Annotated in this window: 27 protein-coding genes and 1 riboswitch; of the genes, 2 read left to right on the top strand and 25 right to left on the bottom strand. The window is 43.5% G+C overall.

The features are described from left to right. Positions 1-285: 285 nt before the first annotated feature. The 6 genes from UF75_RS05900 to UF75_RS05875 all read right to left on the bottom strand — a co-directional run bounded on the left by UF75_RS05900 (position 286) and on the right by UF75_RS05875 (position 6,279). Complete coding sequence (locus tag UF75_RS05900) at positions 286-1,032, bottom strand: precorrin-6A/cobalt-precorrin-6A reductase (protein WP_045573705.1); 747 nt, start codon at positions 1,030-1,032, stop codon at positions 286-288. A 27-nt stretch (positions 1,033-1,059) separates the two neighbouring features. Next, on the bottom strand, positions 1,060-1,917 hold the full coding sequence (locus UF75_RS05895; protein ID WP_045573679.1) for an ATP-binding cassette domain-containing protein: 858 nt from the start codon (positions 1,915-1,917) through the stop codon (positions 1,060-1,062). A gap of 5 nt (positions 1,918-1,922) precedes the next feature. Further along, positions 1,923-2,693 carry a cobalt ECF transporter T component CbiQ gene (gene cbiQ / locus UF75_RS05890; RefSeq protein WP_045573678.1) on the bottom strand — a complete coding sequence of 257 codons (771 nt, stop codon included), beginning with the start codon at positions 2,691-2,693 and terminating at the stop codon, positions 1,923-1,925. Then, positions 2,690-2,986 (bottom strand): energy-coupling factor ABC transporter substrate-binding protein, encoded by a 297-nt coding sequence (locus UF75_RS05885; protein ID WP_045573677.1) that lies wholly within the window; start codon positions 2,984-2,986, stop codon positions 2,690-2,692. The genes cbiQ and UF75_RS05885 overlap by 4 nt, the downstream gene beginning before the upstream one ends. Further along, on the bottom strand, positions 2,983-3,768 hold the full coding sequence (locus UF75_RS05880; RefSeq protein WP_156146258.1) for an energy-coupling factor ABC transporter permease: 786 nt from the start codon (positions 3,766-3,768) through the stop codon (positions 2,983-2,985). The genes UF75_RS05885 and UF75_RS05880 overlap by 4 nt, the downstream gene beginning before the upstream one ends. Before the next feature lie 588 nt (positions 3,769-4,356). Beyond that, a riboswitch (cobalamin riboswitch) is annotated at positions 4,357-4,539 on the bottom strand. Between the two features lie 75 nt (positions 4,540-4,614). Then, entirely contained in the window at positions 4,615-6,279 is a 1,665-nt protein-coding gene (locus UF75_RS05875; protein ID WP_045573676.1) for a ribonuclease J, read from the bottom strand. Positions 6,280-6,728: 449 nt separating this feature from the next. Here UF75_RS05875 and UF75_RS28045 point away from each other — a divergent pair, with 449 nt between their 5' ends. Both UF75_RS28045 and UF75_RS05870 read left to right on the top strand, forming a co-directional pair. Beyond that, complete coding sequence (locus UF75_RS28045) at positions 6,729-6,866, top strand: DUF1540 domain-containing protein (protein WP_156146256.1); 138 nt, start codon at positions 6,729-6,731, stop codon at positions 6,864-6,866. A 171-nt stretch (positions 6,867-7,037) separates the two neighbouring features. After that, positions 7,038-7,556: a DUF6125 family protein gene (locus UF75_RS05870; RefSeq protein ID WP_045573675.1), complete on the top strand. Its 519-nt coding sequence runs from the start codon at positions 7,038-7,040 to the stop codon at positions 7,554-7,556. Between the two features lie 170 nt (positions 7,557-7,726). Here UF75_RS05870 and dapA read toward each other — a convergent pair whose 3' ends face one another. The 19 genes from dapA to infB form a co-directional block, all read right to left on the bottom strand. Continuing rightward, complete coding sequence (gene dapA / locus UF75_RS05865) at positions 7,727-8,686, bottom strand: 4-hydroxy-tetrahydrodipicolinate synthase (RefSeq protein WP_045573674.1); 960 nt, start codon at positions 8,684-8,686, stop codon at positions 7,727-7,729. A gap of 35 nt (positions 8,687-8,721) precedes the next feature. Continuing rightward, the gene (gene dapG, locus UF75_RS05860) at positions 8,722-9,948 is read right to left on the bottom strand and encodes an aspartate kinase (protein WP_045573673.1); all 1,227 of its coding nucleotides are present in this window, start codon (positions 9,946-9,948) and stop codon (positions 8,722-8,724) included. Between the two features lie 269 nt (positions 9,949-10,217). Beyond that, positions 10,218-11,207 (bottom strand): aspartate-semialdehyde dehydrogenase, encoded by a 990-nt coding sequence (locus UF75_RS05855; RefSeq protein ID WP_045573672.1) that lies wholly within the window; start codon positions 11,205-11,207, stop codon positions 10,218-10,220. A gap of 277 nt (positions 11,208-11,484) precedes the next feature. Beyond that, positions 11,485-12,075 (bottom strand): dipicolinate synthase subunit B, encoded by a 591-nt coding sequence (locus UF75_RS05850; protein ID WP_045573671.1) that lies wholly within the window; start codon positions 12,073-12,075, stop codon positions 11,485-11,487. 3 nt (positions 12,076-12,078) lie between these two features. After that, entirely contained in the window at positions 12,079-12,996 is a 918-nt protein-coding gene (gene dpsA / locus UF75_RS05845; RefSeq protein WP_045573670.1) for a dipicolinate synthase subunit DpsA, read from the bottom strand. An 84-nt stretch (positions 12,997-13,080) separates the two neighbouring features. Next, positions 13,081-13,884, bottom strand: a complete 804-nt coding sequence (dapB, locus tag UF75_RS05840) for a 4-hydroxy-tetrahydrodipicolinate reductase (RefSeq protein WP_045573669.1) — start codon at positions 13,882-13,884, stop codon at positions 13,081-13,083. A gap of 113 nt (positions 13,885-13,997) precedes the next feature. Beyond that, positions 13,998-14,267 (bottom strand): YlmC/YmxH family sporulation protein, encoded by a 270-nt coding sequence (locus UF75_RS05835; RefSeq protein WP_045573668.1) that lies wholly within the window; start codon positions 14,265-14,267, stop codon positions 13,998-14,000. Positions 14,268-14,279: 12 nt separating this feature from the next. Beyond that, a complete protein-coding gene (locus UF75_RS05830) occupies positions 14,280-14,585 on the bottom strand; it encodes a hypothetical protein (RefSeq protein ID WP_045573667.1) in 306 nt (101 codons plus the stop codon). Between the two features lie 98 nt (positions 14,586-14,683). Further along, on the bottom strand, positions 14,684-15,136 hold the full coding sequence (gene dut, locus UF75_RS05825) for a dUTP diphosphatase (RefSeq protein ID WP_045573666.1): 453 nt from the start codon (positions 15,134-15,136) through the stop codon (positions 14,684-14,686). 65 nt (positions 15,137-15,201) lie between these two features. Beyond that, positions 15,202-16,473 (bottom strand): pitrilysin family protein, encoded by a 1,272-nt coding sequence (locus tag UF75_RS05820; protein WP_045573665.1) that lies wholly within the window; start codon positions 16,471-16,473, stop codon positions 15,202-15,204. Positions 16,474-16,488: 15 nt separating this feature from the next. Then, complete coding sequence (locus UF75_RS05815; protein ID WP_045573664.1) at positions 16,489-17,715, bottom strand: D-alanyl-D-alanine carboxypeptidase family protein; 1,227 nt, start codon at positions 17,713-17,715, stop codon at positions 16,489-16,491. Positions 17,716-17,740: 25 nt separating this feature from the next. Next, a complete protein-coding gene (locus UF75_RS05810) occupies positions 17,741-18,496 on the bottom strand; it encodes a polysaccharide deacetylase family protein (RefSeq protein ID WP_045573663.1) in 756 nt (251 codons plus the stop codon). Positions 18,497-18,604: 108 nt separating this feature from the next. Beyond that, positions 18,605-20,749, bottom strand: a complete 2,145-nt coding sequence (locus tag UF75_RS05805; RefSeq protein ID WP_045573662.1) for a polyribonucleotide nucleotidyltransferase — start codon at positions 20,747-20,749, stop codon at positions 18,605-18,607. A gap of 283 nt (positions 20,750-21,032) precedes the next feature. Further along, entirely contained in the window at positions 21,033-21,302 is a 270-nt protein-coding gene (gene rpsO, locus UF75_RS05800; RefSeq protein ID WP_045573661.1) for a 30S ribosomal protein S15, read from the bottom strand. Between the two features lie 129 nt (positions 21,303-21,431). Continuing rightward, the gene (locus UF75_RS05795) at positions 21,432-22,361 is read right to left on the bottom strand and encodes a bifunctional riboflavin kinase/FAD synthetase (protein ID WP_045573660.1); all 930 of its coding nucleotides are present in this window, start codon (positions 22,359-22,361) and stop codon (positions 21,432-21,434) included. A 97-nt stretch (positions 22,362-22,458) separates the two neighbouring features. Next, positions 22,459-23,343 (bottom strand): tRNA pseudouridine(55) synthase TruB, encoded by an 885-nt coding sequence (gene truB, locus UF75_RS05790; protein ID WP_045573659.1) that lies wholly within the window; start codon positions 23,341-23,343, stop codon positions 22,459-22,461. Beyond that, the gene (locus UF75_RS05785) at positions 23,327-24,310 is read right to left on the bottom strand and encodes a bifunctional oligoribonuclease/PAP phosphatase NrnA (protein ID WP_045573658.1); all 984 of its coding nucleotides are present in this window, start codon (positions 24,308-24,310) and stop codon (positions 23,327-23,329) included. Before UF75_RS05785 ends, truB begins: the two co-directional genes overlap by 17 nt. Continuing rightward, on the bottom strand, positions 24,303-24,677 hold the full coding sequence (gene rbfA, locus UF75_RS05780) for a 30S ribosome-binding factor RbfA (protein WP_045573657.1): 375 nt from the start codon (positions 24,675-24,677) through the stop codon (positions 24,303-24,305). Before rbfA ends, UF75_RS05785 begins: the two co-directional genes overlap by 8 nt. Before the next feature lie 24 nt (positions 24,678-24,701). Continuing rightward, a partial coding sequence (gene infB / locus UF75_RS05775) for a translation initiation factor IF-2 (RefSeq protein WP_045573656.1) occupies positions 24,702-26,894 on the bottom strand: 2,193 nt, incomplete at its 5' end.

The raw sequence follows: 26,894 nt of genomic DNA, 5'->3' as shown, positions 1-26,894 counted from the left end.
AGAATCGCAAAAATGTTGCTAAACTTGAGTTAATAAGTCGATTTCCTAATAGTTTAATGTGATAATATATCTATCGAGACGGACAGGCGGTCAACAATTTTGAAAAACAAAACTATTTTGGTTGTGGATGATGATAAAAACATTTGTGAACTTCTGAATCTTTACCTTTCTGACGCTGGATTTTAAATGATGCGGCTTCATTGTAACAATTGAACTATGTTTTAACCCCCGCAACACGTTGTGCTACGGGGGTTGTTTTGTTTTGTTAGCGTAGCATCTTTAGGCTCAAATCCTGCCATTAGGAACTATTTCCAGAATATTTGTATCTACCCAATCAAGTAGTTCATTGACATTATTCACAGTCAATCCTGTATTAGCCTTGATTCTTTTAACAAGGACAATCTCTAACCCCAATTCTAAGGCTGCCGAGATTTTAGTATCTGTCCCGCCGGCCGACCCACTGTCTCGAGTGAAAAGAATTTCTGCTCCATAAAATTTAAAGAATACTCTATTTACCTCTTTGGAAAATTGCCCTTGCATCGCAACAATATCCCTCGGTGGAATGCCCATATCTTGGCACTTTTGCACTAAACGTCCTTCCGGCAAAACCCTGACAACTAAACGAGTAAAGCGGGCAAAGGGACTTTGCACAATACTTTCCAGTTGGTGACTTCCAGTCGTGACAAAAACCGTTACAGGCCTACCTTTCACTTGAAACAAAGCATTTACCCGTTGCTCTAATCGGAGCAACGCTTCTTCCCAACTAACTACTGGATAAATTAAAGAGCTGGCAGGTAGTATAGTCTCAGGTCTTTCTAACCTAAGATAAGGAACGCTCCGTTGTTCACACCATTGGCGCAAAGGGGCAAATTTCACACTGCTGGAAGGAGGACTGGCATCAATGATTAAAAAAGGAATCTGCAAAAACCCCTTTTCCGTCCAAGTTAGTATTCGTTTAAACTCAATCCCCCTGTTGCTAAGACACTCACTGATCTCACGTGCCGCCGCTGTTTCTCCTAAAAGCATAATCATTCCCGTTAACACCCCCATAGCTTCCTATTAAGTTTTAACCGAAGTTTCGCTCTTTGCCATAATACTATTGAACAAATCTTCCCTAGTTTTCGGCAAAGGGGTAGACGGAGGTAGCCATCCTTTTTGCACCAACTCACTATGCATTTCTATCAGCCATGGAAGTGTCAAATCAGCACGTTTCACATTCTCCGGGCGCATAAATAGTTCGCCAGGTGCTCCGTGAGCCATGATCTCTCCATTGTACATTATTGCTATCCGGTCTGACCAGGAATAGGCTAAATCGACATCATGAGTGGATAGGATTATCGTTTTACCCTCAATGCTCAAATTTTCCAGAAGTTGCATGAACTCTTGGGAGTGACGAGGATCCAGCCCGGCGGTTGGTTCATCAAAAATTATGACCTCTGGTTCCATGGCCAGAACTCCCGCGATAGAAACTCTTTTTTTCTGACCATAACTTAGTAAGTGAGTTGGCTTATCTTCAAGATCTGTGGTTTCTGTATCTGTCAGGGCTTGTTTTACTCTCTCTGCCACTTTTTCTTCCGAAAGACCAAGATTGAGAGGACCAAACGAGATATCTTGGTACACACTAGCGGAAAACAACTGACTATCCGGATCTTGAAAGACGATTCCCACTTTTTTGCGCAATTCTATAAGTGCCTTGCCTTTATAGGAGATATCTTCTCCTTGGTACTTTATAAACCCTGAGTTAGGGCGAAAGATTCCGTTAAATTGCATAAACAACGTAGATTTTCCAGCTCCGTTTGATCCCAGAATTGCTAACTTTTCTCCTTTTTCAACTTGTAAATTCACTTTGCGCAAAGCATTTGTGCCATCCTGATAAGAATACTCTAAATTAACTGCTTCAAGTATGAGCTCTGACAAACGTATTACCTCCAAAGCAAATTTAATAAGATCAAAGGGATCTCGAACCCTGTTATAATAAGATAATTTCTGAGGCTAACGGGACGTTTCTTGGTAAGCACTTTAATCTCACCCGTGTAACACCGCGCTGCCATGGAATTGTAAAGTTCTTGGGATTTTACAAAAACTTTCCCTAACAGCGCAGAAAAGAGCCGACTTAAAGAACGGTAAGAACCTTTCATAGATACATAACCTGAACGAGAAAACTGAGCTCGGCGAATCGTGGTGGCTGTATCCATAAAGACAAAGATAAAGCGATAAATTAGCACCATTAATTCGGTAATAATCACAGGGACTTTCATCTTGTTAAGTACTGTGATTATTTCAGTCATGGGTGTGGTTAAGGCTAGAAAGTAAAGACAGGAAACAGCCCCTAACGATCTTAGAAAGAGATGCACTGCGGTAATCAAATCTGGGTAGCGTGTTCCTACCGTTACGCTATTAATCGTTTGAGCTAGCCAAAATCCCGAAGGGTTGGTCGAAATTGAAAACGCGATCGTCAAAACGCTTATCAGGAGAAAAGATAGAGGAACAAGCATGAGTTTAACAAAAACCCGGGGAGGGATGCCTGCTTTGCAGACAATCCCTCCAGTCATTAATGCTAACACGATAAGAGGGGTGATTACTGTAGGAGACGTTAGGCACACTACCATAGTAATCATCGCGAATAGAGACTTTTCCACAGGGTGAACTGTTTTCAAATTATTACTATAGGCATAACAATCAATGCTTATCATGCTTGATCCTTCTTGCTTGCACTATGTTTACCCTTAGCATAGCCTAAATAATAAAAGACGAATCCGCTTCCGAGGGCTGCCTGCAGGGCAAACAAGATAGATTCAACTTCTCCGCTCGGCGGTTCCCACAAGGGTTTGAACCAAGGCTTATAATTGGCATCGATCGTGCTTATCGCTTTTTCTGCTCGATCATCTGCTCCAGCGAATTCGCCATTGCGTACCAGAAAAAGGGGAGCAAAGGCCAGGACCGCTACAATTACAATTAATATACCATTCTTAGCCATTGGTTTCATGCTTTCACCCCCTGTTTTCTGGTGGGCAACTCTTTCCCAGTAAATACGCCTAAAAATCCTAACTCTTTTTGACTGTATGCACTCAGGATATTAATAACCAACACGGTGAGGATACCTTCACTAATAGCTAAGGGTAGCTGAGTGAAGGCAAATATGCCCATAAATTTTAGTGCAGAAGCCATTACGCCTCCTGAAGCCGCGGGAAAGGCTAGTCCTAACTGAAAGGATGTTGTAATGTAGGTCATTAGATCCCCTAAAGTAGCTGATAGAAAAACAGATAGCCACAAGGGAGCCCCCAATTTCTGACACCCTTTATAGATACCGTAAGAGACAAGCGGCCCCACAATCCCCATGGAAAATGTATTTGCTCCTAGGGTCGTTATTCCACCATGAGCGAGTAGAAGGGCTTGAAAGATCAAGACAATCATTCCCAAGACGGTCATCGCTGTAGGTCCGAACAGAATGGTACCTAGACCTACGCCTGTTGGGTGCGAACAACTACCTGTTACGGACGGAATTTTCATAGCAGACAGAACAAAAGCAAACGCTCCGGCCATACCGAGCAGCATCTTTAAGCTAGGGTGGAGCGTAACTGTTTTTTTAATGGAATGTACCCCGGCAATAACAAACGGAAGCATAGCAATCCACCAGAAGGCTGCCCAGTTAAAAGGCAAGAATCCCTCCATAATATGCATACCATAAGCATTATTGGGGAAGACGATATAGACAGCTAAAACGTAGGCTATTAATAAACTGATATTCTTCAGATTACGAAGATCCATAATATTAACAACTCCTTTTCATATCAAACACCAAACCTAAATGATTAATTAACTATCTTTGATAATTACTATTGGAAGTACAAAAAGTTCAAACTATATAATTAATACCATAATATCTCGGCCGCCATTACTCCACTCCTTATATTCTTGCTCCTCCTCTCCTATCCATAAAAATAAAGAGATAACCTCACATCACTCCTCTTAAAGACAGCAATGCATTGGTTATCTCGGACGGTGCGTTCTCTTCCGCTTTCAAGTCGCATTCACATTTTTGAAAACAGATCCCGCTTGAACAAGACATTTACCCTGCAGGTAGTTTCCCTCGGGAAACCTTTTATGTACTAGTCAGAAAGTATAACTTCGTTACATACTGCAAGAAGACTAATACGTGCGAAGACAGTGTCTTCGTCTGGAAGCATAAGTGCAACTATGGCGACCGCCTTCGCTAAGGCTAACAAGACTGCTAATTCGTGCGAAGACAGTGTCTTCGGGCGCTAGCCAAGTTTTCTAATACACTTAAAAATATATAAAAGCCCTTCATAATAATGAAGGGCTGAAATAACAAAATTCCTGCCACCCATTCATCGTGAGTAAAGCATGTGAGCAATCAGGTCTCCTGGCTCAGGTTCATCATTTCTGCCTCCTTCCCAAGTCCCCTCAGTGGATATGGCAGAAACTCCCCGTTACAGTGGCGGGACCGCGCCGGATTCACACCGGCTTCCCTGTTTTGATTTTTCTGCTAAGAAAAATCATTGCTCAACTATTTGATTTTAAAACAAATTTAACACTAAAGCTCCTCACAGTCAAGCAAGACTTTCCGAGGTAGCTCAGCAATCACACTTAAGTCTATTCAACCTCCTGAATAATTGGCAAAATAACAGGTCTTCGTCGTGTTTTCTCGTAAAAATGTTTACTTAATGTATCTCGAATTTGATTTTTTAAGACAGCCCATTCTGTGACGCGATTCTCGCGACACCGAGCCATTGTTTGTCTAATTTTTTGTTTAGCTTCGTCTAACATCGTCTCAGACTCACGCACATAGACAAATCCGCGTGTTACGACATCGGGTCCTGCAACAATGGCTCCGCTTGCACGGCTGATCGTTAAGACTACAATCAGAATACCATCCTGGGAAAGCTGCTTTCGATCCCTAAGCACAATGTTTCCAACGTCTCCAACCCCTAAACCATCAATTAAGACCTTACCTGCCATAACCTTGCCACCTAAAGAGGCACCATGGCGGGTAAATTCGATGATTCCTCCGTTTTCAGTAATGAATATATTTTCCCGAGGAATACCCAGTTGTTCCGCGAGTTGGGCATGTTTGATCAACATTCGATATTCTCCGTGCACTGGCATAAAATACTGCGGTCGAACCATACTCAACATTAATTTTTGTTCTTCCTGGCTCGCGTGACCAGAAACGTGCATTCCTTCTGCTGATTCATAGATCACATTCGCACCCAACTTAAATAGTTGATCCACTGTTTTGGCCACGGATTTTTCATTACCTGGAATTGGGCTCGCTGAGATAATCACCGTATCACCTGGTTGAATTGCCACATGTCGATGGTCATGATTGGCCATGCGGGTTAGTGCGGACATCGGTTCTCCCTGACTCCCCGTCGTCAAAATACAGGCTTGATTCCCCGGTAAACTGATAATTTCGTCGATATCTATAAGGGTCCCTTCTGGAATATCCAGATATCCAAGTTCCTCGGCGATCCCAACAATATTTACCATACTTCGACCCACTACCGCTACCTTGCGGTTAGTCTCAACAGCAGCCGTGATTGCTTGTTGGAGACGATATACGTTTGAAGCAAAACTGGCAAGAATGACTCGATCTTTTGCATTACGAAAGGCTTCATTGATCATTTCTCCAACATGACTTTCAGACGGTGTAAATCCTGCTCTTTCCACATTCGTACTATCTGAAAGGAGGCATAATACCCCTTTGTCACCTAGTTCTGAAAATTTATGAATATCCAGAATCTCCCCAGATACTGGAGTATGGTCGAGTTTAAAATCTCCAGTTACAACAATAGTTCCTAAAGGCGAGTGAATGGCAATGGCTACTGCATCCGGTATACTATGGTTGACACGAATAAATTCGATTCTAAAAACTCCCAGTTTTATGACATCGCGTGGTTGCACTACAGTTGCATTGATATTGTTGAGATTATTTTCTTTCATCTTGGACTGAATAATTCCTAAGGTTAAGCGTGTTCCAAAGAGAGGCACATTTAAATCCCTCAACAAATAGGGTAAAGCACCGATATGGTCTTCGTGTCCATGGGTCAGCAATACGCCCAATAGCATTTCTTTGTTTTCAATCAAGTAGGAGTAGTCAGGTATAACAATATCAATACCGAGCATGTCATCATCTGGAAATGCTAATCCGGCATCAACTAGCACCATCTGATTATCATAGCGGATTACTGTCATATTCTTTCCGATTTCTCCCAGTCCGCCTAATGGAATAATTTGTAGTTTATGCTCTTTCGGCAAATAAATCCCTCCTGTTTTATTCTATCTCTCGCATTGTGCCTAAAAAGCTAAGGGGATTTCCGAGATTTCTTTCGAAGCCCAAAATAAATAAAGACAACAAAAAGACGCAAAATAACATAACGAACACAATGACGCCCAGCATTCGTCAGTATTTCGGTTATCATCTATGAAACTAGCCGCACAATAAAGATAATATATTATAGCGCGAAAAACGAGGGCTTGCAAGTTACTTCATCTTCTCTAACCTTCTCAAAAAACAGCTACGTAGCTGTTTTTTGACATGGACTATGTATATACTCTCAAAATTCGGGAACTATAGCATTAATGTTGTTTAGAAAACTTGGCTAGGCCATAGGCGCAGGCAATAGCCTTAGTCGCACTTATGTTCCCAGAAAGTATATATCGATATGTTATGCTTTCTGACCAGTACTAGAAAGGTGGTTAAAAATATGACCAATGTTGTTTGTTCTGCAATCAAATGTAGCCATAACGAGGATGGACATTGCCAACTTGAGACCCTAAGTGTTACTTCCAGTTTGATGGACCGTGAAGCAGAATGCGCTTTCTACGAACCCGGAAATAAATAATTGGGCGGTTTTTTAAGGCTAAAGACTTCGCAATAAAGTCATCACCCTCCAAGGTGATGACTTTAAATTATTTAATGGCAGGAATTTAAAAACAAGTAGAGAATGTTTTCTAAATATACAAACTATTATAGTCCACTATTTCTACCTAAGCTAAGGAAGAAGGGTGATCAAATGCTAAACTCTAAAGAAGACCTTACCCTTGAACAAGCCCAAGCACTCTTAGAGGACTTTGCAGTGCGTTGGTTAGCACACGATGGGCTTTGGTTCCAAGCCATTGAGCAAAAACGAGGACTTGACGAAGCTGTCGAGCTTGATATTGAAGCTTGGCGAAAGTTTACTGTCATTGAGGCCAAACGCATTATGAAGTTCCTTAATTTACCTAAAGATGGAGGGCTTGACGCCTTGGAACGAGCCCTGAAGTTTCGACTTTATGCCTTTATAAATGTGCAAGAATCCTCAAGGCCTGATGATCATACTTTGATTTTCCATATGAAAGATTGTCGTGTTCAATCCGCCCGAAAAAGGAAGAACATGCCTGACCATCCTTGTAAACCTGTTGGTGAAGTTGAATACTCTTTATTCGCTTCTACGATTGACCCTCGGATTAAGACGAAGTGCATTGCGTGTCCACCAGATCCCCACCCTGAAGAATTCTATTGTGGCTGGCAGTTTACTCTCGTCGAAGATTAACTCCTCTAAATTTTTCCTCCAAATTGCTTACTTCCCTTTGTAGCCATACACAGACCCCCTATGACAGATGTTTCATTCTACCATAGGGGGTCTGTTGTTCATTGTCCAATTTTCAGGGTTCAGTTCACGTTTGAACAGAGGTTTTTTTACAATATTAATCTTGATAAAACTTATACGATTGGATGATTTGTTTTTTCGGAGGCAACCTTTAATTCTGTTATTACTGAAGCTTGTTTTTTATTATAACTTACTTGTGTCTGCTTGTGATCGTTCATAAGCTTTTCAAGAAACTTGATTTCTTCGTTTGTGGCATCAACTAAAGGTAGACGAACCCCACCAACCTTAATCCCGACCCTATTCATAATGGCTTTAATCGGTACTGGGTTGGAGGTAATAAAGATACCTTTGAAAATTGGATACAGTTCAAGATGAGATTTTGTTGCTTGAGCTGTGTCTCCAGCAAACCAAGCGTCCACCATGTGTTTCATCTCATCTCCAATAAAATGAGCTGCCACACTAACGATCCCACTACACCCCAAGGCTAACATGGGTAAGGTCATGGAGTCATCCCCACTGTAAACCGCAAAATCGGGAGGCAACATTCTTTTTAGCTCACTAACCTGATCGAGTGAGCCGGCTGCTTCTTTTAAGGAGGTGATGTTAGGGATTTCAGCTAACCTTTTAACTGTCTCTGGCATTAAATTGGCTGAGGTCCTGCCTGGAACATTATAGAGCATCAAGGGCAGAGATGTTGCCTCAGCGATCGCTTTAAAGTGCTGATACAACCCCTCCTGAGAAGGTTTATTGTAATAGGGTACCACAGCCATTAAACCATCTACACCCGTTGTAGAAGCCTTATGGGCGAGCGTAATACTGGAACTGGTCGAATTGGATCCGATCCCTGCAATTACGATGGCGGTAGAACCCAGAGCCCCTTTTATTACTTTAAAAAGTTCAATTTTTTCTTGATCTGTTACCGTTGGAGATTCTCCCGTAGTTCCACAAACCACAACCCCATCTGAGCCATGGTCCACTAAATACTGTGCTAAGCGTATCGCTTCCTGATAATCAACCTCTAACGCTTCATTCATGGGAGTCACCATGGCTGTCAAGATTCTTCCAAAAGACATCTTTCTCATCCTTTCTTCCCACTTCTTTTTTACGGTTAGACATCTAATTTAAATTTTTTGTGTAAGGCTTGAACTGCTGCTACCATGTTCACATTATGAACTAATACCCAAATTGTGGTATGTGAATCAGCCGATTGTAAGATAGTCACCCCTGCATCAGAAAGTGCTTCTACCATATCTGCCATAACTCCTGGTACACCAGCTATTCCGGCTCCTACAATGGAAACCTTTGCGCAACTATGAATAACGTCCGGTTGAAAACCCATATTTTGTAAGATCCCAATTGCTTTAGCTGCGACCTCATCTGAAACCGTATAAAGGACTGCTTCTGGTTGTACACTGATGAAATCAACGCTTATATCCGCTAGGGCCATTGCTCTAAAGATTCGTTTATCCGTTAGATGAATGTCAGGATCATTGACCGTTAAAATCCGAAGTTGAGTTACACTTGGCGTATGGGCAATTCCCGCGATAATTCGATCAGAGGTAATATCCGTACCAATTTCACGATCGGGATGTAGGTTAGTGACTAAGGTTCCTGGTGCATCTGAAAAGGTCGATTTAATTCTCAGTGGAATATTTCGCTGCATGGCAATCTCTACAGCACGCGGGTGTATAACCTTAGCTCCTTGATAAGCCAACTGACATATTTCATTATAAGTGACCGTATCTAAAATCCGGGCATCTTCCACGATTCGAGGATCTGCGGTCATAATTCCTTCGACATCTGTGTAAATATCGATGGTTTCTGCTTCGAGGGCAACCCCAAGTGCCGAAGCAGTGGTATCACTTCCCCCGCGCCCGAGGGTGGTAATCTGGCCACTTTCCGTAATTCCTTGAAATCCAGTCACTACGACTACTTTACCTTCGGCCAGTTGCTCGAGTATCTCGCCTGGTTCAACCCTAACAATTCGGGCATCTCCAAAATCATTATTCGTAATAATTCCGGCTTGCCCTCCTGTGAAGAGGACTGCTTTATGTCCCAGGCTATTTAAGGTACTTACCAAGACGGTCCCTGAAATTACTTCTCCACAACTCATCAATAGATCTAACTCGCGTTTTGGCAAGTCTGGATTTATACCTTTTACCATATTCAGAAACGTATCCGTTGCGTAGGGATCTCCGGAACGGCCAATGGCTGAAACGACAACCACCGGAGAATATCCACTATGAATGGCCTCCGAAACTTTGGAAGCCACCTGAGCTCTTCGCTCTTCAGTAGCTAGGGAGGTTCCGCCAAACTTCTGGACTAATATTCGCAACTCCAACCCCCCTTTTCGTGGTTCGATATTCGTGGTTCGAACCTCGACCTCTAACTTCTAATTTCTAAGTTCTAAGTTCTAATCTCTAACTTCTTCTGGATCTAGTTCTAAGTTTACTTCTAAGCCTTAAACCTAGAACTTTAGAGTCATTAAATCTGAGCCTCTAGCATGTTCGTGGTCGATATTCGATATTCGTGCTTCGAATGCTTACCATGTTTTAACTACTATACTCGATCTTCGAACTACGTACCACGAACATTGAACCACGATTAAAGTAATAGTTCAGCAATTTGCACGGCGTTCGTGGCGGCTCCTTTACGTATTTGATCTCCAGCCACCCATAAATTAAATCCCTGAGGGATGGAAAAGTCTTTACGCAAGCGACCTACATAAACTTCGTCCGTATCTGCACTAAACCAAGGCATGGGATATTGGTCCTTTCCTGGATCATCTATGACGATAATACCGGCAGCCTTACTCATGGCCTCCCGTATTTCTGAAACACTGACTAAGCGATCTGTTTCCACGTTGATGGACTCTGAATGACTACGGAAAACTGGAACCCGTACCGTTGTGGCAGTAATCGCCATGTTGGGTACGTGAAATATCTTTTGTGTCTCCTTAACCATCTTCCACTCTTCTTTGGTATAGTCTCCCTCTTGAAATACATCAATCCGTGGAACAAGGTTAAAGGCTATTTGATAGGGAAAAACAGAGGATTTAAGTTCTTCTCCCTTAGCCCAAGCCTTAACCTGGTTTTCCAGTTCCTCAATTCCTTCGCGTCCCGCTCCAGACACGGCTTGATAAGTAGAAACAACCACCCGGCGAATTCCAGCTAAATCAGATATAGGTTTAAGGGCAACTGCCATAATAATCGTGGAGCAATTGGGATTAGCTATAATCCCTTTGTGCCATTTGACATCTTCGGGATTGACTTCAGGTACGACAAGCGGCACTTCCGGGTCAAGCCGAAAAGCGCTACTGTTATCAATCACCACAGCCCCGCTATCCACAGCAGAACGGGCATACTCGGTACTCGCTGATCCACCGGCAAAGAGCGCAATGTCTATTCCCTTAAAACTCTCGTGAGTCGTCTCATGAACCTCCAGTTCCTGTCCCTGCCATGTCATGCGTTTCCCTATAGAACGCTTAGATGCTAACAACCTTAGTTCATTGACCGGAAACTTTCGCTCAGCAAGAATTTTAAGAAACTCTTGTCCTACTGCGCCAGTGGCGCCAACAATTGCTACATTAGACATTGCTTATGTTCCTCCTTAAATTTGTCTGGAATCAGTCCTTGTGGCAAAGGCGCCTATAAAGAAAACTTGGCTGGCGCCCACGGAGACAATGTCTTCGCACGGATTATCCCTTCTTGCAGACACCGTCTTCGCACGTGTTAACCAGCTTGCAGCCTTAGTTGCACTTATGCTTCAGACGAAGACACTGTCTTCGCACGTATTAGCCTTCTTGCAGTATACAACGAAGTTATACTTTCTGAGTAGTACGAAATGGCAAGGCACCTTAAGCCGCTACATGTCAAATCCTGTAATCCACAAGGACTGGTTGAATTTGTTTTCCCTCACACGCCATGAGAATAGTTTCTGGAACTCGCTCCATATGTGCCACTAAAGAATTCGCCTTAACGACCGGATTATCTTGACCAAAGGGTACCAAGTACACATTTTTTGTAACTAGTAAGGTCCCAATATTACGAGCATTTAAGCCGAGCCCATCGTTGGTCGAAATCGCCAAGACGACAGGTTTCTGATTGCGAAGATGGGATTTTGCTGCCATGAGCACTGGGGTATCTATGATTCCATTCGCTAATTTTGCAAGGGTATTTCCTGTACATGGAGCAATAACCACACAATCAAACATTTTTTTGGGCCCAACCGGCTCCGCCTCAGGAATTGTATGAATCAATTTCTTATGCGTGATCTCCTGAAATTGATGCTTCCAATCTTCTGCTTTTCCAAATCGTGTATCCATGCTATCAACGGAATAAGAAATAATTGGCGTCACTTCAGCGCCTTCCGCCACTAAACGTTTCATAACTTGTATAATTTCATGAATTGTACAGTGCGATCCTGTAATAGCAAATCCGATTTTTAGCCCCTCAAACTTCATCCTTCACACCTCCACTTTACAAGTAGTGTTCACTGTGGTCAAGTGACGAAGAATAAGTTGCGGATAAATTTGAGCAAGAATACGTCCAGCGGTTTTTGGAGCTACAAGACCAGGGAGACCTGGAGCCAAAAGAGCTTTAATGCCCAGCATTTGCGCATATTCAAAATCTGTCCCCCCCGGAATCGATGCCAAATCCACGATTACTGCGTCCCGCGCGACCTTTTGTAACATCATGCGATCTAAGACTTGATGAGGTACCGTGTTAAAGATAATTTCCGCCTTATCAATCTCATCCTCAAGATCGAGGAAATTTACGGCATGAAGTCCCATCTCTGCTGCTCGCGCCAAATCAGCAGGCTTTCTAGCGACCCCGGTCACATTTGCTCCAATTCCTTGTAACATGCGTGACAGAGTCCATCCACACCGCCCTAATCCTATGACGAAGCTTTGGCTGCCGTGGATTGTAATCTTTGTAGCCTCCATCGCCATTTGGATCGCTCCTTCTGCCGAAGGAATAGAGTTAAGAATAGCCAGTTCATTTAGGCTACCAGTCTCCACTAATTGAATACCCAAATTTTCTGCTATTGCCCTCAAGGCTGGACGCGCAAAACCAATGATCAGCGGCACTCGCAGTGGAATTGATTCCAGAACTTTTTTGTTTAATACGATAGGTGAAGCAGAATATTTGGCTTTGACAGCTCCACGTTCATCTGTGCCGAACATCGGAAAAAGCAACGCATCCACTTGGCCGACTGCCTCTTCAAGCGATGGCACAAGAGTCATTCCCAAAATGGGAGGAGCTTTTTCGAATCCGACCCCGATTATGTAGGCCCCCTGTTTCTGAAGTTCGGAAATTAAATAGATTTCCCGCTCGTCTCCTCCGATTACCGCTAAACGAATTCCGTTCAGACCCGCACTCATTTATTTGCCCCCTTTGAGACAGTGTCCTATTGACTACTATCCATTATATGAGGGTATGCAGGCTGCGGTTACGCTCAAAATAATCTAATCGAGGAAATTATCGAGTCCTATGACGAGATTCGTTAATCCTGCCGCTTTACGTATACTTAAAATAATCCCTGGCATGTAGGTTTCTCTCGAGAAGGCATCATGTCTGATAGTTAGAGCTTGCCCTAATCCTCCAAATAGAACTTCCTGATGGGCAATTAAACCAGGCAAACGTACTGAGTGGATGTGAATTCCACCCAAGTCAGCACCTCGAGCTCCAGGGAGTTTTTCGTATTCATTGGGGTGTCCCTGAACCATAGGTTCACGGACTTCTAAAATTCCCTCCGCTGTTTTCAACGCAGTTCCCGATGGAGCATCTAGTTTTTGATCATGATGCATTTCAATGATATCTACATTAGGAAAGTATTTAGCCGCTTCCCTAGCAAATCGCATCATTAAAATTGCCCCAATTGAGAAATTAGGCGCAATGAATGCTCCCACCCCTTCCTTTTTTACTAAGGTCCGGATTTCTCCAATTTCTGCTTCATCTAAACCAGTTGTCCCAACAACGGGAACTACACCAGCCATAATGGCCAATTTGGAATTTTTTAAGACGGATTGCGGATTTGTAAAATCCACCAAAACATCAGCCCTAGACGAACGCAAGGTTTCAAGATCAAGAGGACCCGTGATATCCACACCGACACGCTGAGCACCAATAGCAAACCCAACATCCATTCCCTGATGCCTCGTATCTGAAGCCCCAACCAGAAGGAGATCGTCTTCTTTGATTAGTGAGCGGATCAGTTCCTGACCCATTTTCCCACTTGCTCCAGCCACGAAAACTCGAATTTTCTTCACTAAAAAACCCTCCTGTGATGATAAGGCAAAAACCCCGTTGCAAAATGCAATGCGGGGTTACAGCTTTTCCATATATTTTATTGGGTATCCTCTCCGCTGTCAAATTGAATTTTTCAGCGCATCCTTTCAGATCGGCTCTGTAGATCGATAATAATGACCTCCGACCCTATCTTTTTAATGGTTTGCCATGGAATTACTAGAGTTTCTCGTTCTCTATCCCCCCTTGATCCCCAAAAGCCTGAAAATCCACCCCGAGACGTAAGAATAATCGATTCAACAGAACCGTTTAACGAAATATCCAAATCCGCATCACCCACTAAGCCTAGCTTTGCCCCATCATACAAATTTATAATTTCTTTACCAGCAAGATCACTTAAAAGCATTCTATCCTCTCCCTATTTCCGCAATCTCGTCCAAACTCTTAATCCGAAGGGTTGTAGAATCGCCAGTAATAAGGAAAAAGCTGCTAGTGGCTCAACAAAAAACACGGATTTGCTCCACCAATCCTCAGGTATTTTCAAGAAGGAGAATAAGAGTTCCAGGGAAAGGTAAATTCCCCCCGCCGTGCCTACTAATTGGCTTAAGACAGTTGCCAGTTGATTTGATGTAGGCTGAGATGATCGCCACATCATCCTGTACTTTCGTTCCCGTACCGAAAGAACAACCCCAATGGTCAAAAGCATAACTCCAAGGGCTTGCATCGACACTCCCCCTCATGGGGATTGTATGAAAAGACAAACCCGCATAGAACATTAAATCCTAATAATTCTTTAGGAAAGTTTTTTACTGTAGGGTTCGTTTATATTCCCGTCGAGCCAAACCCACCTACACCACGCGCTGTTTCCTGAAGTTCTGCAACGTCTTCAAATATCGCCCGGAAAATCGGCATAAACACCATTTGAGCGATTCTATCCCCCGGTTTAATCATAACAGACTCGTTTCCAAGGTTCTGGATCAAAACCTTAATTTCTCCACGATAATCCGAATCGATCACACCCACACCGTTGGTTAATCCAATGCCGTACCGACTCGCTAGACCGCTTCGCGCAAAGACAAGCGCCACAACAGACGGATTGGGGAGCTCAATAGCGACTCCAGTCGGAATTTTAACATTTTCGCCGGGGCTCAATGTGATTGGCTCCCCTAGATCCGCGCTAAGATCAACCCCTGCCGAAGCAGCCGTTGCATAGGTAGGAAGAGCCAACGAGTTGTTACTCACTTTTTTTATTTTAACCGTTAATAAGTCTGACACATAAATTCCCCCTTGACCCAAAACGAGATTCGAGATTCAAACCGAACCTCGAACCTCAAACAGGCTTACTCTTTCCATCCTATTTTCTCTAATAGATCGGACAATACGACTTCATGTCCTGTCGGGCCCAACGTCATGATACTGATTTTATCCTTTTGCCAAAGGCGGCCTATGACACGCAAAACATCGTCTAAGGTTACCTTTTCGAGCTTTCCAACCACCTCTTCTGGGGATAATACGCGGTTATAGGTCAGTTCTGTCTTGCCTAGTCGACTCATTCTACTACTTACCGCTTCTAAACCTAGATATAGGCTACCTTTAATTTGTGCTTTTGTTCTCTCTAATTCATCTGAGCTAATTCCTTTTTGCCTAATATCATTTAATTCCTTAAGAATACACTCGATGACTTCTGTCGTATTCTTGGGACTTGTACCCGCATAGACTGCAAATAATCCAGTATCCACATACGTGGAATGATAGGAGTATACAGAATAAGCTAGTCCACGCTGTTCTCGAATCTCTTGAAATAAACGGGAGCTTAGTCCTCCTCCTAAAATATTATTAAAAATATGCATGGCATAAATGTCCTCATCATCTTGGCCAAGTCCTGGTACTCCCAAGAGAATATGCATCTGTTCTGTCTCTTTCGGTTGATACCGTTCTACTTTCTGACCCGTGGGAGTTCCCTCAAGGACACGACGACCCCCTCTTTGAAATGTTCCAAATTGGGAGGATAGTTTTTTTACAACTTCCTCATGCTTGATTTTACCCGCCACAGCAATCACGATATTATCGGGGGCATAATGTTCAGTGAGGAAAAGCATGATTTTCTCTCGACTGAGAGACCGAATGCTCTCCTCTGTCCCTAAGATGGGTTTCCCTAACGGATGATCATTCCAGACATGTTCAGAAAAAACATCATGAATGAGTTCATCCGGGGAATCTTCATACATTTTTATTTCTTCAATTACTACGTTCTTTTCTTTTTCGATTTCCTTTTCATCAAAGAGCGAGCAAAAAAACATATCGCTTAAAACGTCAATGGCTAAGTCAAGGTCCTCATCCAGAATTTTCGCGTAATAACAAGTATATTCTTTCGTCGTAAAAGCATTTAACTGCCCGCCAACAGCCTCAAGGGACTCCGCTAAAACTCGAGCACTTCGATGTTCCGTACCTTTGAAAAACATATGTTCAATAAAGTGTGAGATTCCTTCATAACCTTCACGTTCATCCCGGGAACCCGCTCCTACCCAAATCCCAAAGGCGGCTGATCGCACATGTTCAATTTCTTCCGTAATGATCCTGACTCCATTCGGCAACAGCGTTTTTTGATACAAAAAATTCACTCCCTCTTATTTCCCTAAGCTGAAAGGAAATAAACGAATTAAGGACCGATTTTTAACTACTTCATTTTCACTAAACAATGGCACACTGTTTAATTTCTGTTCCCCAAACCATACCTCTAAACGTCCCAAGCGTTCTCCTGCTCGGACTGGCAGATTTGTGGCTTTTTCCCATACGACACGAGTTTGAAGCTTGTCACGTTCAACTTTCGATACGCTGACATCGATGGGCTCTTTAATGAACACAGGTACAGGTTTAACGACACTGGGGAATTCGTTAATAAGTTCTCCAACATTAGTCAACCGAACGGTTTCAGTGTACTCAAAACCCCACTCCAAAAGTTTCTTGGCATCTCCAAAGCGATCCGGGGCATTCAGAACAACGACTAAGAGTTGACGTCCCTCTTTCGTCGCGGAGGCAACAAGACATTTTCCCGCTGCAGTCGTTGTACCGGTTTTAACACCGTCTGCAAAAGGGTAGTTCCAGAGTAATTTATTCGTATTTCTCAAATCCATGAGCACGTCAGGCTCAATAAAATGGATCTCTGTTTCCTTGAGGCGGGTAATGGAAAGAAACTGCGGGATTTGCAAGCCATAGCGCGCCATTAAGGCCAGATCATAGGCGGTAGAATAATGTTCTTTACGAGGTAAGCCGTTAGTATTTACGAAGTTGGTATTTTGGGCCCCTAGGGCTAAAGCCTTCCAATTCATCCATTTAAGAAACTGCTCTTCACTTCCTGCGATATGTTCAGCAATTGCCACGCACGCATCATTCCCTGAACGAACCATGGCCCCAGTAATAAGTTCATAAAGATTAATTTTTTCTCCAGGATCAAGATTCAAAGTTGATTCTCCGACAGCCGCTGCTTTCGAACTGACAGTTACAATTTCATCTGGCCGTCCTAACTCTAATCCTAAAATAGCAGTCATAATCTTAGTCGTGCTGGCAGGAGGTCGACGTTTGTGAGCTTGCTTGCCAAACAGAATATCCCCTGTAGCGACATCCATTAGGACAGCTGCATCAGCTGTTATTCTTGGAACTACACCTAAAACTTCGGCAGGTTTTTTTACGGATTTTGAAACTGATTTTTGAACTGTTTTTAGTGACTTTTGAGAAGATTTTTGAACAGAGCTTGAGCTTTGAGCACCATAGACAGGGTTCACGGATAGTAAACTTATCATTATTATGCAAAGAAAGACACGGTACCCAGCACGCGTCCACTTCAACCTGATCATTTAACCACCTCGACTTTTTAATTTGTCATGAGGTAGTATCTCCGCTCTGGTCATATGTTATTAGTTCGTCAAGAGATTGGAAAATATATCCCTGTAAGGCTAATTGCTTGAGAATAACAGGCAAGGCACGAACAGTATTGGCTTTGGGATGCATTAAAATAATGGCACCAGACTTGTTCGGTTTGATTCCAAAACGCATGACTGGATTAATAATACGTTGTGCGATGATTTCAGGTGTACTGTCTGCACGCCAATCCACAGTATCCAAGGTCCAGAGAATAGTCTTATAGTTTAATCCTTTGGCGGCGCTTAGTCCTGAAGCACCTTTTTCGCCATAGGGTGGTGCATATAAATGCGTTTTTCGTCCAATAATTCCTTCGATGATGTTTTCTGTTTTTTGAATTTCTTCTTGATTTGCTTTTACGGAAAGTTGATCAGGATGAGGATGAGAATAGCCATGGTTCTCAATTTGGTGGCCGCGACCGAAGATCATTTTCAGAAAGTCTGGGTGCTTCTTAGCCCAACGACCTGTTACAAAGAAGGTTGCACGTGCGTTACCCTCATCCAACTCGTCTAAAATGGCTGGAATGAATTCTTCGCCCCAATCCACGTTAATTGTTAAAGCCATGACCAACCGATCCGTTTTGACCTGCTCGATAGGTTTGGAAGCTGAGATATTGGACCCTATTATCCAACGCTCTGTTATGATACCCAAAAGTAGCAGAAAGAAAATCCCGACTAACGAGAGGATTCGTCGCGAGATTTTTAAGTTAATGAACATATGCGTCCCCCCTTCCTTAACATTTATGCGGATAGGGGAACTCACAGACTGATCATCAATTATTATGTTGATCATTGATTCTGATACAGTACCTTTAGACGTAAACCATTATTGTGGTTTAGGCATGGTTGGATTTTTTGGCATGGCTTCCTTACGTGAAAGATTTAAGCGACCTTGTTTGTCAATGGCCGTCGCTTTAACCGTGATTTCATCCCCGACTTTAACGATATCTTCTACTTTTTCAACACGTTCATGAGCTAATTGAGAAATATGAACCAGGCCTTCCTTACCTGTCAGTCCCAAGACCCCTGGGATGACTTCTACAAACGCTCCAAAATCCATAACCCTCGTGACTTTCCCTTGATAGATTTTACCGACTTCCACTTCCTGAGTTAAGGCTTGGATAATCTTTAAGGCTTTTTCCCCACCTTCGCCTCCAACCGAAGAAATAAAGACACGGCCATCATCTTCGATGTCAATTTTGACGCCCGTTTCCTCAACTATCTTTTTAATTGTTTTTCCACCAGGTCCAATTACATCGCGGATTTTATCAGGATGGATCGAGGCCGTGATAATTCTTGGAGCATAGGTTGAAAGTTCTGGACGAGGTTTGTCCAAAATAGCCACCATTTTACCTAGAATAAAAAGGCGACCTGCTTTAGCTTGGGTTAAAGCCCTCAGCAAAATTTCCCGGGACACACCCATAATTTTGATATCCATTTGCAAGGCGGTTATCCCTTTGCTAGTTCCTGCCACTTTAAAATCCATATCTCCGAAATGGTCTTCCAAACCCTGGATGTCTGTCAGGATCGCTAAATGCTCCCCTTCCTTAACAAGTCCCATGGCAATGCCTGCTACAGGAGCCGAAATTGGCACGCCTGCATCCATTAGGGAAAGGGTACTTCCACAAACAGAAGCCATTGAACTAGAGCCATTGGATTCCAACACCTCAGAAACGAGACGGATGGTATAAGGAAACTCATTTTCATCGGGAAGGACTGGGAGCAACGCTCTTTCGGCGAGTGCACCATGTCCGATTTCTCTTCGTCCTGGTCCCCGCATTGGCCGAGTTTCCCCTACACTATAGGGTGGAAAATTATAGTGATGTATATAACGTTTAGACCTTTCTAAGCCCAAACCGTCCAAAATTTGTTCATCTCTTGCCGCTCCAAGCGTCGCCACAGTCAAAACTTGGGTTTGACCTCGTGTGAATAATCCTGTCCCATGTGTACGCGGGAGAATTCCTACTTCAATACTGATCGGACGAACTTCATCGACTGCTCGCCCATCGGGACGAATCTGCTCATCCGTGATCAATTTACGAACAATTTGATGCACAATGTCTTCAAGTACCGATTTTATAGCTTTTGAATCATCGGGGAATTCTGCTTCGAAGTGACTCAAGGCTTCAGCCTTTACTTCGTCAATAGCACTCTCTCGTGCCTTCTTCTCTTCTACACGAACAGCCGTATCTAATTTATCATAGGCGAAGGCTTTAACCGCTTCTACGATCGTTTCTTTGGTTCTAACAATCTTAACTTCGCGTTTTTCTTTAGCCAAGCCAAGCGCCAAAGCTTCCTCACGATAGTTTGCAATAAATCTGGCAATTTTTTTGATTTCTGCATGTCCAAACATAATTGCTTCTAAGATTTGATCCTCTGGCACTTCGTGAGCACTGGCTTCCACCATCATAATAGCTTCCTCTGTTCCGGCGACAGTTAGAAGCATTTGACTTTTACCTGCTTGTTCTATAGTCGGATTAATTATATATTCATCCTCAATGAGTCCAACGGTTACTGCCGCAATAGGACCTTCGAAGGGAATATCTGAGATGGTTAAAGCTGCTGAAGCTGCATTAATGGCAGTAATATCTGTTGCACTATCTTGATCGACAGACATAACTGTGGCTACCACCTGAACTTCATTCCGAAATCCTTCCGGGAACAATGGTCGTATTGGACGGTCAATTAAACGTGCTGATAAGGTGGCTTTCTCACTAGCTCTTCCCTCACGTTTAATAAATCCACCCGGAATTTTACCCGCAGCGTACATTCTTTCTTCAAATTCCACGGTCAAGGGAAAGAAATCAATTCCCTCCCGGGCTACGGCACTAGCAGTAGCGAATGCTGTCACTACTGTATCTCCGTAACGAAGAAAAACTGCACCTCCCGCTTGTTTACCAAGTTTACCAGTTTGGAAAGTCATGGTTCTCTCACCAACTGAGAGTGACTTTTCGAGTATTTCCTGTTTCACAATGGAACCTCCTTAAACTTTCAATCCTTCTTAACTTGTTTCCTCTTCGACATATTGTTATTATTTCCTGCAATTTGCATAAATAAAACTAAATCAAGAATAATCGCCTAAAACGAAGTTCGAGGCTCGATGTTCGAGGCTCGAACTTTGAAATAGAGGACCGGATACTTAAAATCAGGCTCCGGAAATAGTCTATTTCTCGCATCTCGAACTTCGAACTTCGAACTTCGCATAAAATGGAAGGAAGCGGATCTATGTGATCCGCTTCCTTCCATTTTTGCGATTACTTCCGTAGTCCAAGCACACTAATAATATTCCGATAACGGTCAAAATTAACATTTTTTAGATAGGTTAATAATGCCCGTCTTGAACCAACCATTTTCAAAAGCCCACGACGTGAGTGGTGGTCTTTCTTATGCGTCTTAAAGTGTTCTGTCAAATAGGTAATTCGTTCAGTTAAAAGTGCAATTTGTACTTCAGGGGACCCAGTGTCACCTTCGTGTTGGGCGTGTTTCAGAATAATCTCTTGCTTTCTCTCAGGTGTCATCATGATAAGTTTCCTCCATTTTTTTATTCATTCCCTACTGCCCAGGATAACGTTGGAGACTTCGTTAAGCCGAGTCAGTGGGTTGAGTTAGTATCTAAAATAGTATACATTGTAACGACGTTTTTGTAAAGTTGATTAATTTGTGCGATCATTATTGAGAAAAACTTGGGCTTTAATTCGGTCTTTATTTAACTGAGTCAAGAGTTCATCGACACCCTTAAATTTCCGTTCATCTCGCAAACGCTCCTCTATCAGGACCGTTATCTCTTTCCCGTATAAATCTCCATCAAAATCGAGAAAATGAACCTCGACTACAGTATCATAGAGATCGTGAAAGGTTGGTTTCATGCCAATGTTCATCATCCCTGACACGCTTTTCCCGTCCAAATAAGCTCTAACTGCATAGACTCCTCTTTTTGGAATTAGATAGTCATCTGGCGTGAGAATATTTGCTGTCGGATAACCGATCTGACGACCTCGTTCTTCCCCATGGATAACGGTCCCACGTAGGCGTGGTGGACGTCCCAGTAGCGCCGTAGCTAATCTAATATCCCCCTGTAGTAAGGCCTTGCGAATACTACTCGAAGAGATCACCTGACCGTCTAACATTTGAGCCTGAAGTACACTCACTCCAAATCCATGTTTCTGTCCCAAAACCTGAATTAACTCGGAGTTCCCTCTACCTTGATCACCAAAGGAGTAATTAAAGCCAACCACAACATGTATTACCCCTAAGGGTAACAGAATCTTCTCGACAAATTGTTCTGGAGACGTCTTCGCTGTTTCTCTCGTAAACGGTAAAAGGTAGACCGTATGAACCCCAATCTCCTCCAAATACTGCAAGCGCTCTTGGTTTGTAGACAAGAGTTTAATTCCCCGTTCGGGAAATAATACCTTGAGCGGATGAGGCTCAAAAATTAAAACATCTAGGTTTACACCCAAACTCATTGCTTGACTTAATCCTTGTTCAAGCAAGCGACGATGTCCGAGATGTACTCCATCGAAATTACCTAAGGCTAAAACACACGGCTCTCTTTCCATAGGTAAACTAGTTCGAACTTGCACCGCTTTGACCCTCCTAATTATCAAGAACTTGGCTAGCGCCCGAAGACACTGTCTTCGCACGTGTTAACCTTCTTCCAAGCGCTGGCCATGATTAGTATCATCCAAAAACCTTATGTGGATAAAGTCCTTCTTCTCGCCAGATCCCTATTCCAATCAATTCGCCATTTTCTATAACCTGAACATAAGATTCATTTCCTATGCTAAGCGACTTGACTAATTCTCTCTTGGTTGGCAGACCGTGCCGGAAAGCGTTCCCACGCACCGCGGACAAAACAACTTGAGGCAGATCAATTCCTGCGGTTAAAGGAAGTAAAAAAGTATAGTTACCGTTATTCGCAGCCTCTTCTATCTCTTCTAGTGACCAACTTTCTTGGATCTTAAACGGGCCAGAGCGGATGCGTACTAAATAGGACATATGTGCCCCACAACCCAAAGCCTGTCCCAGATCATGACTTATTGTCCGTATGTATGTCCCTTTTGAGCATTCAATCTCTAAAATTGCCCGTGGAAACTCACCCTCATACCATTTTTTCAGCTTTAATTGGTAGATAGACACTTCACGCGGCGTTCTCTCAACAGCTAGCCCTTGGCGTGCATATTCGTAGAGATGTTTTCCTTCTTTACGAACTGCCGAATACATCGGAGGGAGCTGAGCTATTTTACCCACGAAACTTGGTATAACCCGCTCTAAATCACTTTGTCTCACCTCAGGAGAAGTTCTTTTTATCACTTTCCCGAAAGCATCCTGCGTCTCTGTCGTTATTCCAAAGGTAACTTCTGCAATATACGTCTTTCCTTGCTCAGTAATGTATTCTGCTAGACGGGTTCCCTTCCCAACACAAAGGGGCAATACGCCTGCTACACCAGGATCGAGCGTTCCGGTGTGGCCAACCTTCTTGACTTTCAAGAGTTTTCGCATCCAAACTACAACATCTGAAGAGGTCATTCCTGGTGGTTTAAGGACGTTAATAACTCCTTCCATTCCTTAAACCCTCCTCAATCGCCGTAATGATGTTTAGTTTGGCCTCAGCCATGGAGATTCTAAAAGTACAACCTGCAGCACGCTTGTGCCCTCCTCCACCAAACTTTGCAGCAATCTCGTTGACATTCAGCCAGAGGTTAGAACGAAGGCCCACCTTAATTTCTTGTGGTCCCACTTCTTTCAGCAAAACAGCCACCTCAACACCCGCAACGTTGCGAGCATGATTCACTAGTCCCTCACTCAATTCCTGCTGAGCCCTGCTTTTTTGAAAGTCTTCCAAGCTTAAGGTCATAAGGGCTAGTTGCCCCTCCGCATACATTTCCAAACTATTCAGGGCACATTGCAGTAATTTAAGTTGGGCAAGGGGATTTTGACCAAAAAGGTGATGGTGGATGTTGAGGATATCGATACCATTATCTAAGAGGTCAGCAGTCAGACGATGCGTCTGAGCAGTTGTGCTGCTGTACTGATAGCAACCAGAGTCCGTCACGATCGCTGTGTAGAGATTCGTAGCTATGTCCTCATCAATAGCTACGCCAAGTTGATAAATAAGAGTTAAGGCGATTTCTCCAACAGCGCTTGCTTGGGCATCGATCCAGTTGACGTGACCAAAGAGCTGATTTGAGATGTGATGATCTAAGTTGAGTATCGTACTTTCTGCAGAGAGGTCCGTTTTCGAGAGATTAACACGCTGGAGATCAGTACAATCCACAAACATTAGGATTTGGGGTTGGGGTATCGGTAGCTTCTGACTTACCCTAGAAGAGCCCGGTAAAAACTGCAAATTATTTGGAATCAAATCCGGGTTGTAAAAGGTCACTTCTTTACCCAACTTCTCCAACGCTAGGCCTATGGCTAACATAGATCCGATACAATCCCCATCGGGTGATACATGGGAGAAAAGCGCCACCTTTGGCGCTTTTCTTAACACTTTAATCATCTCATCCATTTGACAATTATCATTCATGGGATTCTTCCTTACTCGTATCGTCAGATACTCCAACGTCGTGTAATAACTTAGCTATATGTGCGCCATGTTGAATAGATGGATCGTTTTTAAAAACAATGGAGGGTACATGTCGAAGGCGTACGCGCTTTCCGATTTCACTTCGTACGAACCCCGCCGCCCGATTCAAGGCCTCCAAGCTAAGTTTTCCTTCTTCTTCTGTGCCCAGAACGCTAACGTATACTTTGGCATGGGATAAATCATCTGCGACATCCACACTAGTCAATGTGACAAATCCGATCCGAGGATCTTTTAACTCCACCCTAATAAGTTGGGAAATTTCTTCTTTGAGCGTTTCTGCTAAACGATTGGGCCGATGTTTAGACATACCAATACCTCCAGGGCTGATTTACTACAAAGTGCGCTTAACTTCTTCCATGATAAACGCTTCAATGATGTCTCCTTCTTTAAGGTCATTGAATTTCTCGATACCTATACCACATTCATAACCTTCAGCAACCTCTTTAACATCATCCTTAAAGCGTCGTAGAGACTCCATGACGCCGTCATGAATGACAATGCTATCTCGAATAACTCTTACCTTAGCTGAACGGATGATCTTTCCTTCCGTTACCATACATCCGGCAATCGTTCCCGCCTTTGGCACTTTAAAGACCTGACGGACTTCAACTTTACCTAATACAACCTCTTTAAAGGTAGGATCAAGGAGTCCCGTCATAGCAGCTTTAACATCTTCAATGGCATCGTAAATGACTCGATAAAGACGTAGGTCAACGCCTTCGAGTTCAGCCGTCGCTTTCGCATTAGCATCCGGTCGAACGTTAAAGCCAATAATGATGGCGCTTGAAGCTGACGCCAACATAATGTCGTTTTTGTTAATGGCACCGACTCCACCATGGATTGGGTTGACGCGTACTTCGCCTGTTGAAAGCCGTAGTAGCGACTGACGCAATGCTTCGACTGATCCTTGTACATCTGCTTTAATAATAATGTTGAGCTCTTTAATTTCACCTTCTTTGATCTTGTCAAAAAGGTCTTCTAAGCTAACTTTAACAACCGTCTTTTTAGATTCTTCCACTTTGCGCACTGCAGTTCGTGCGGCGGTAATATGGCGCGCCAATTTTTCATCCGCAACTACATAGAATAATTCTCCTGCCTCAGGCACTTCGGATAAACCTTGAACTTCAACTGGCATGGATGGACCCGCTTTTTTAACCCGTCGCCCTTTATCATCCACCATAGCCTTAATCCGTCCATAGGCACAGCCCGCTACTGCAACATCTCCAATATTGAGAGTGCCTTTAGAAACAAGAACGGTTGCGATGGGTCCCTTGCCCTTATCCAATTCTGCCTCAATGACGGTTCCAGCAGCCGACCGATTCGGATTTGCTTTGTAATCACGAACTTCTGCGACCAGTAATATCATCTCGAGAAGTTGTTCGATGCCCATATTACTTTTTGCGGATACAGGAACGGCAATAGTATCTCCGCCCCATTCTTCAACGACAAGACCATACTCTGTCAGTTCTTGTTTTACTTTTTCCGGAGTTGCATTCTCTTTATCGATCTTATTAATGGCAACAATGATCGGAACTTCAGCCGCTTTGGCGTGGTTGATTGCTTCGATGGTTTGAGGCATAACCCCATCATCTGCTGCCACTACCAAAACCGCGATATCCGTAACTTGAGCTCCACGAGCACGCATTGAGGTAAATGCTTCATGTCCAGGTGTATCTAAAAACGTAATCTTTTGATTGTTGATTTCAACTTGGTACGCACCAATATGCTGAGTAATACCACCTGCTTCTGAAGCAGTCACATGTGTGGTCCGGATCGCATCCAAAAGGGAGGTTTTACCATGGTCAACGTGTCCCATTACCGTTACAACAGGTGGGCGGAAGACGAGATCTTTCGGGTCATCCTCGATCTCTGTGATGACAGCCATTGATTTTTCTGCTTTTACTTCTACTGTAACCCCTAATTCAGCAGCTAAAATTGTGGCAGTCTCTGAGTCTAACTCCTGATTAATGGTAGCCATAACCCCCAGATTCATCAGGTGTTTGATCAGTTCTCCTGCCTTACGGCTCATCTTACTAGCTAAATCCTGAACTGATATTGATTCTTGAATAACAATGTGTTTCGGGGTCGTATCCCTAACTTCCTTTTTAGGATGCTTTTGGAAGCGTCTATGGGGTGAACGAATCGCATTTTCTCTTTCTTTCTCTACCTCGCGTTTACGTTCATAGGCTTTATCTTGGGCTTTCTTATTTGCTGGTAACTGTCTTTTAGCTTGCTCTGTAATCGTCGGAGTTGACGGAGCGCCTACCCCAGCGCGCTGAGCTGTTCCTGGACGCGAGCCCTGTTGCTGTCCTTGAAATCCTGGACGGGGACCTTGTGATTGTCCTTGGTATCCTGGACGGGGAGCTTGCGATTGTCCTTGATATCCTGGACGAGGACCCTGCGGTTGTCCTTGATATCCTGGACGAGGACCTTGCGGTTGTCCCTGATATCCTGGACGAGGACCTTGCGGCTGTCCTTGATACCCTGGGCGAGGACCTTGAGGCTGTCCCTGATATCCAGGACG

This window comes from Desulfosporosinus sp. I2 (assembly GCF_000960765.1).
GTDB lineage: Bacteria > Bacillota > Desulfitobacteriia > Desulfitobacteriales > Desulfitobacteriaceae > Desulfosporosinus.
This window is presented reverse-complemented; position numbering and strand designations above follow the sequence as displayed.

Bases quoted from the DNA above. Each gene is read 5' to 3' on its own strand.
- UF75_RS05900 (WP_045573705.1), bottom strand. From the start codon at position 1,032: ATGATTATGCTTTTAGGAGAAACAGCGGCGGCACGTGAGATCAGTGAG.
- cbiQ (WP_045573678.1), bottom strand. From the start codon at position 2,693: ATGATAAGCATTGATTGTTATGCCTATAGTAATAATTTGAAAACAGTT.
- UF75_RS05885 (WP_045573677.1), bottom strand. From the start codon at position 2,986: ATGAAACCAATGGCTAAGAATGGTATATTAATTGTAATTGTAGCGGTC.
- UF75_RS05880 (WP_156146258.1), bottom strand. From the start codon at position 3,768: ATGGATCTTCGTAATCTGAAGAATATCAGTTTATTAATAGCCTACGTT.
- UF75_RS28045 (WP_156146256.1), top strand. From the start codon at position 6,729: ATGACCAATGTTGTTTGTTCTGCAATCAAATGTAGCCATAACGAGGAT.
- UF75_RS05870 (WP_045573675.1), top strand. From the start codon at position 7,038: ATGCTAAACTCTAAAGAAGACCTTACCCTTGAACAAGCCCAAGCACTC.
- dapA (WP_045573674.1), bottom strand. From the start codon at position 8,686: ATGTCTTTTGGAAGAATCTTGACAGCCATGGTGACTCCCATGAATGAA.
- UF75_RS05855 (WP_045573672.1), bottom strand. From the start codon at position 11,207: ATGTCTAATGTAGCAATTGTTGGCGCCACTGGCGCAGTAGGACAAGAG.
- UF75_RS05850 (WP_045573671.1), bottom strand. From the start codon at position 12,075: ATGAAGTTTGAGGGGCTAAAAATCGGATTTGCTATTACAGGATCGCAC.
- dpsA (WP_045573670.1), bottom strand. From the start codon at position 12,996: ATGAGTGCGGGTCTGAACGGAATTCGTTTAGCGGTAATCGGAGGAGAC.
- UF75_RS05835 (WP_045573668.1), bottom strand. From the start codon at position 14,267: ATGCTTTTAAGTGATCTTGCTGGTAAAGAAATTATAAATTTGTATGAT.
- UF75_RS05830 (WP_045573667.1), bottom strand. From the start codon at position 14,585: ATGCAAGCCCTTGGAGTTATGCTTTTGACCATTGGGGTTGTTCTTTCG.
- UF75_RS05815 (WP_045573664.1), bottom strand. From the start codon at position 17,715: ATGATCAGGTTGAAGTGGACGCGTGCTGGGTACCGTGTCTTTCTTTGC.
- UF75_RS05810 (WP_045573663.1), bottom strand. From the start codon at position 18,496: ATGTTCATTAACTTAAAAATCTCGCGACGAATCCTCTCGTTAGTCGGG.
- truB (WP_045573659.1), bottom strand. From the start codon at position 23,343: ATGGAAGGAGTTATTAACGTCCTTAAACCACCAGGAATGACCTCTTCA.
- UF75_RS05785 (WP_045573658.1), bottom strand. From the start codon at position 24,310: ATGAATGATAATTGTCAAATGGATGAGATGATTAAAGTGTTAAGAAAA.
- rbfA (WP_045573657.1), bottom strand. From the start codon at position 24,677: ATGTCTAAACATCGGCCCAATCGTTTAGCAGAAACGCTCAAAGAAGAA.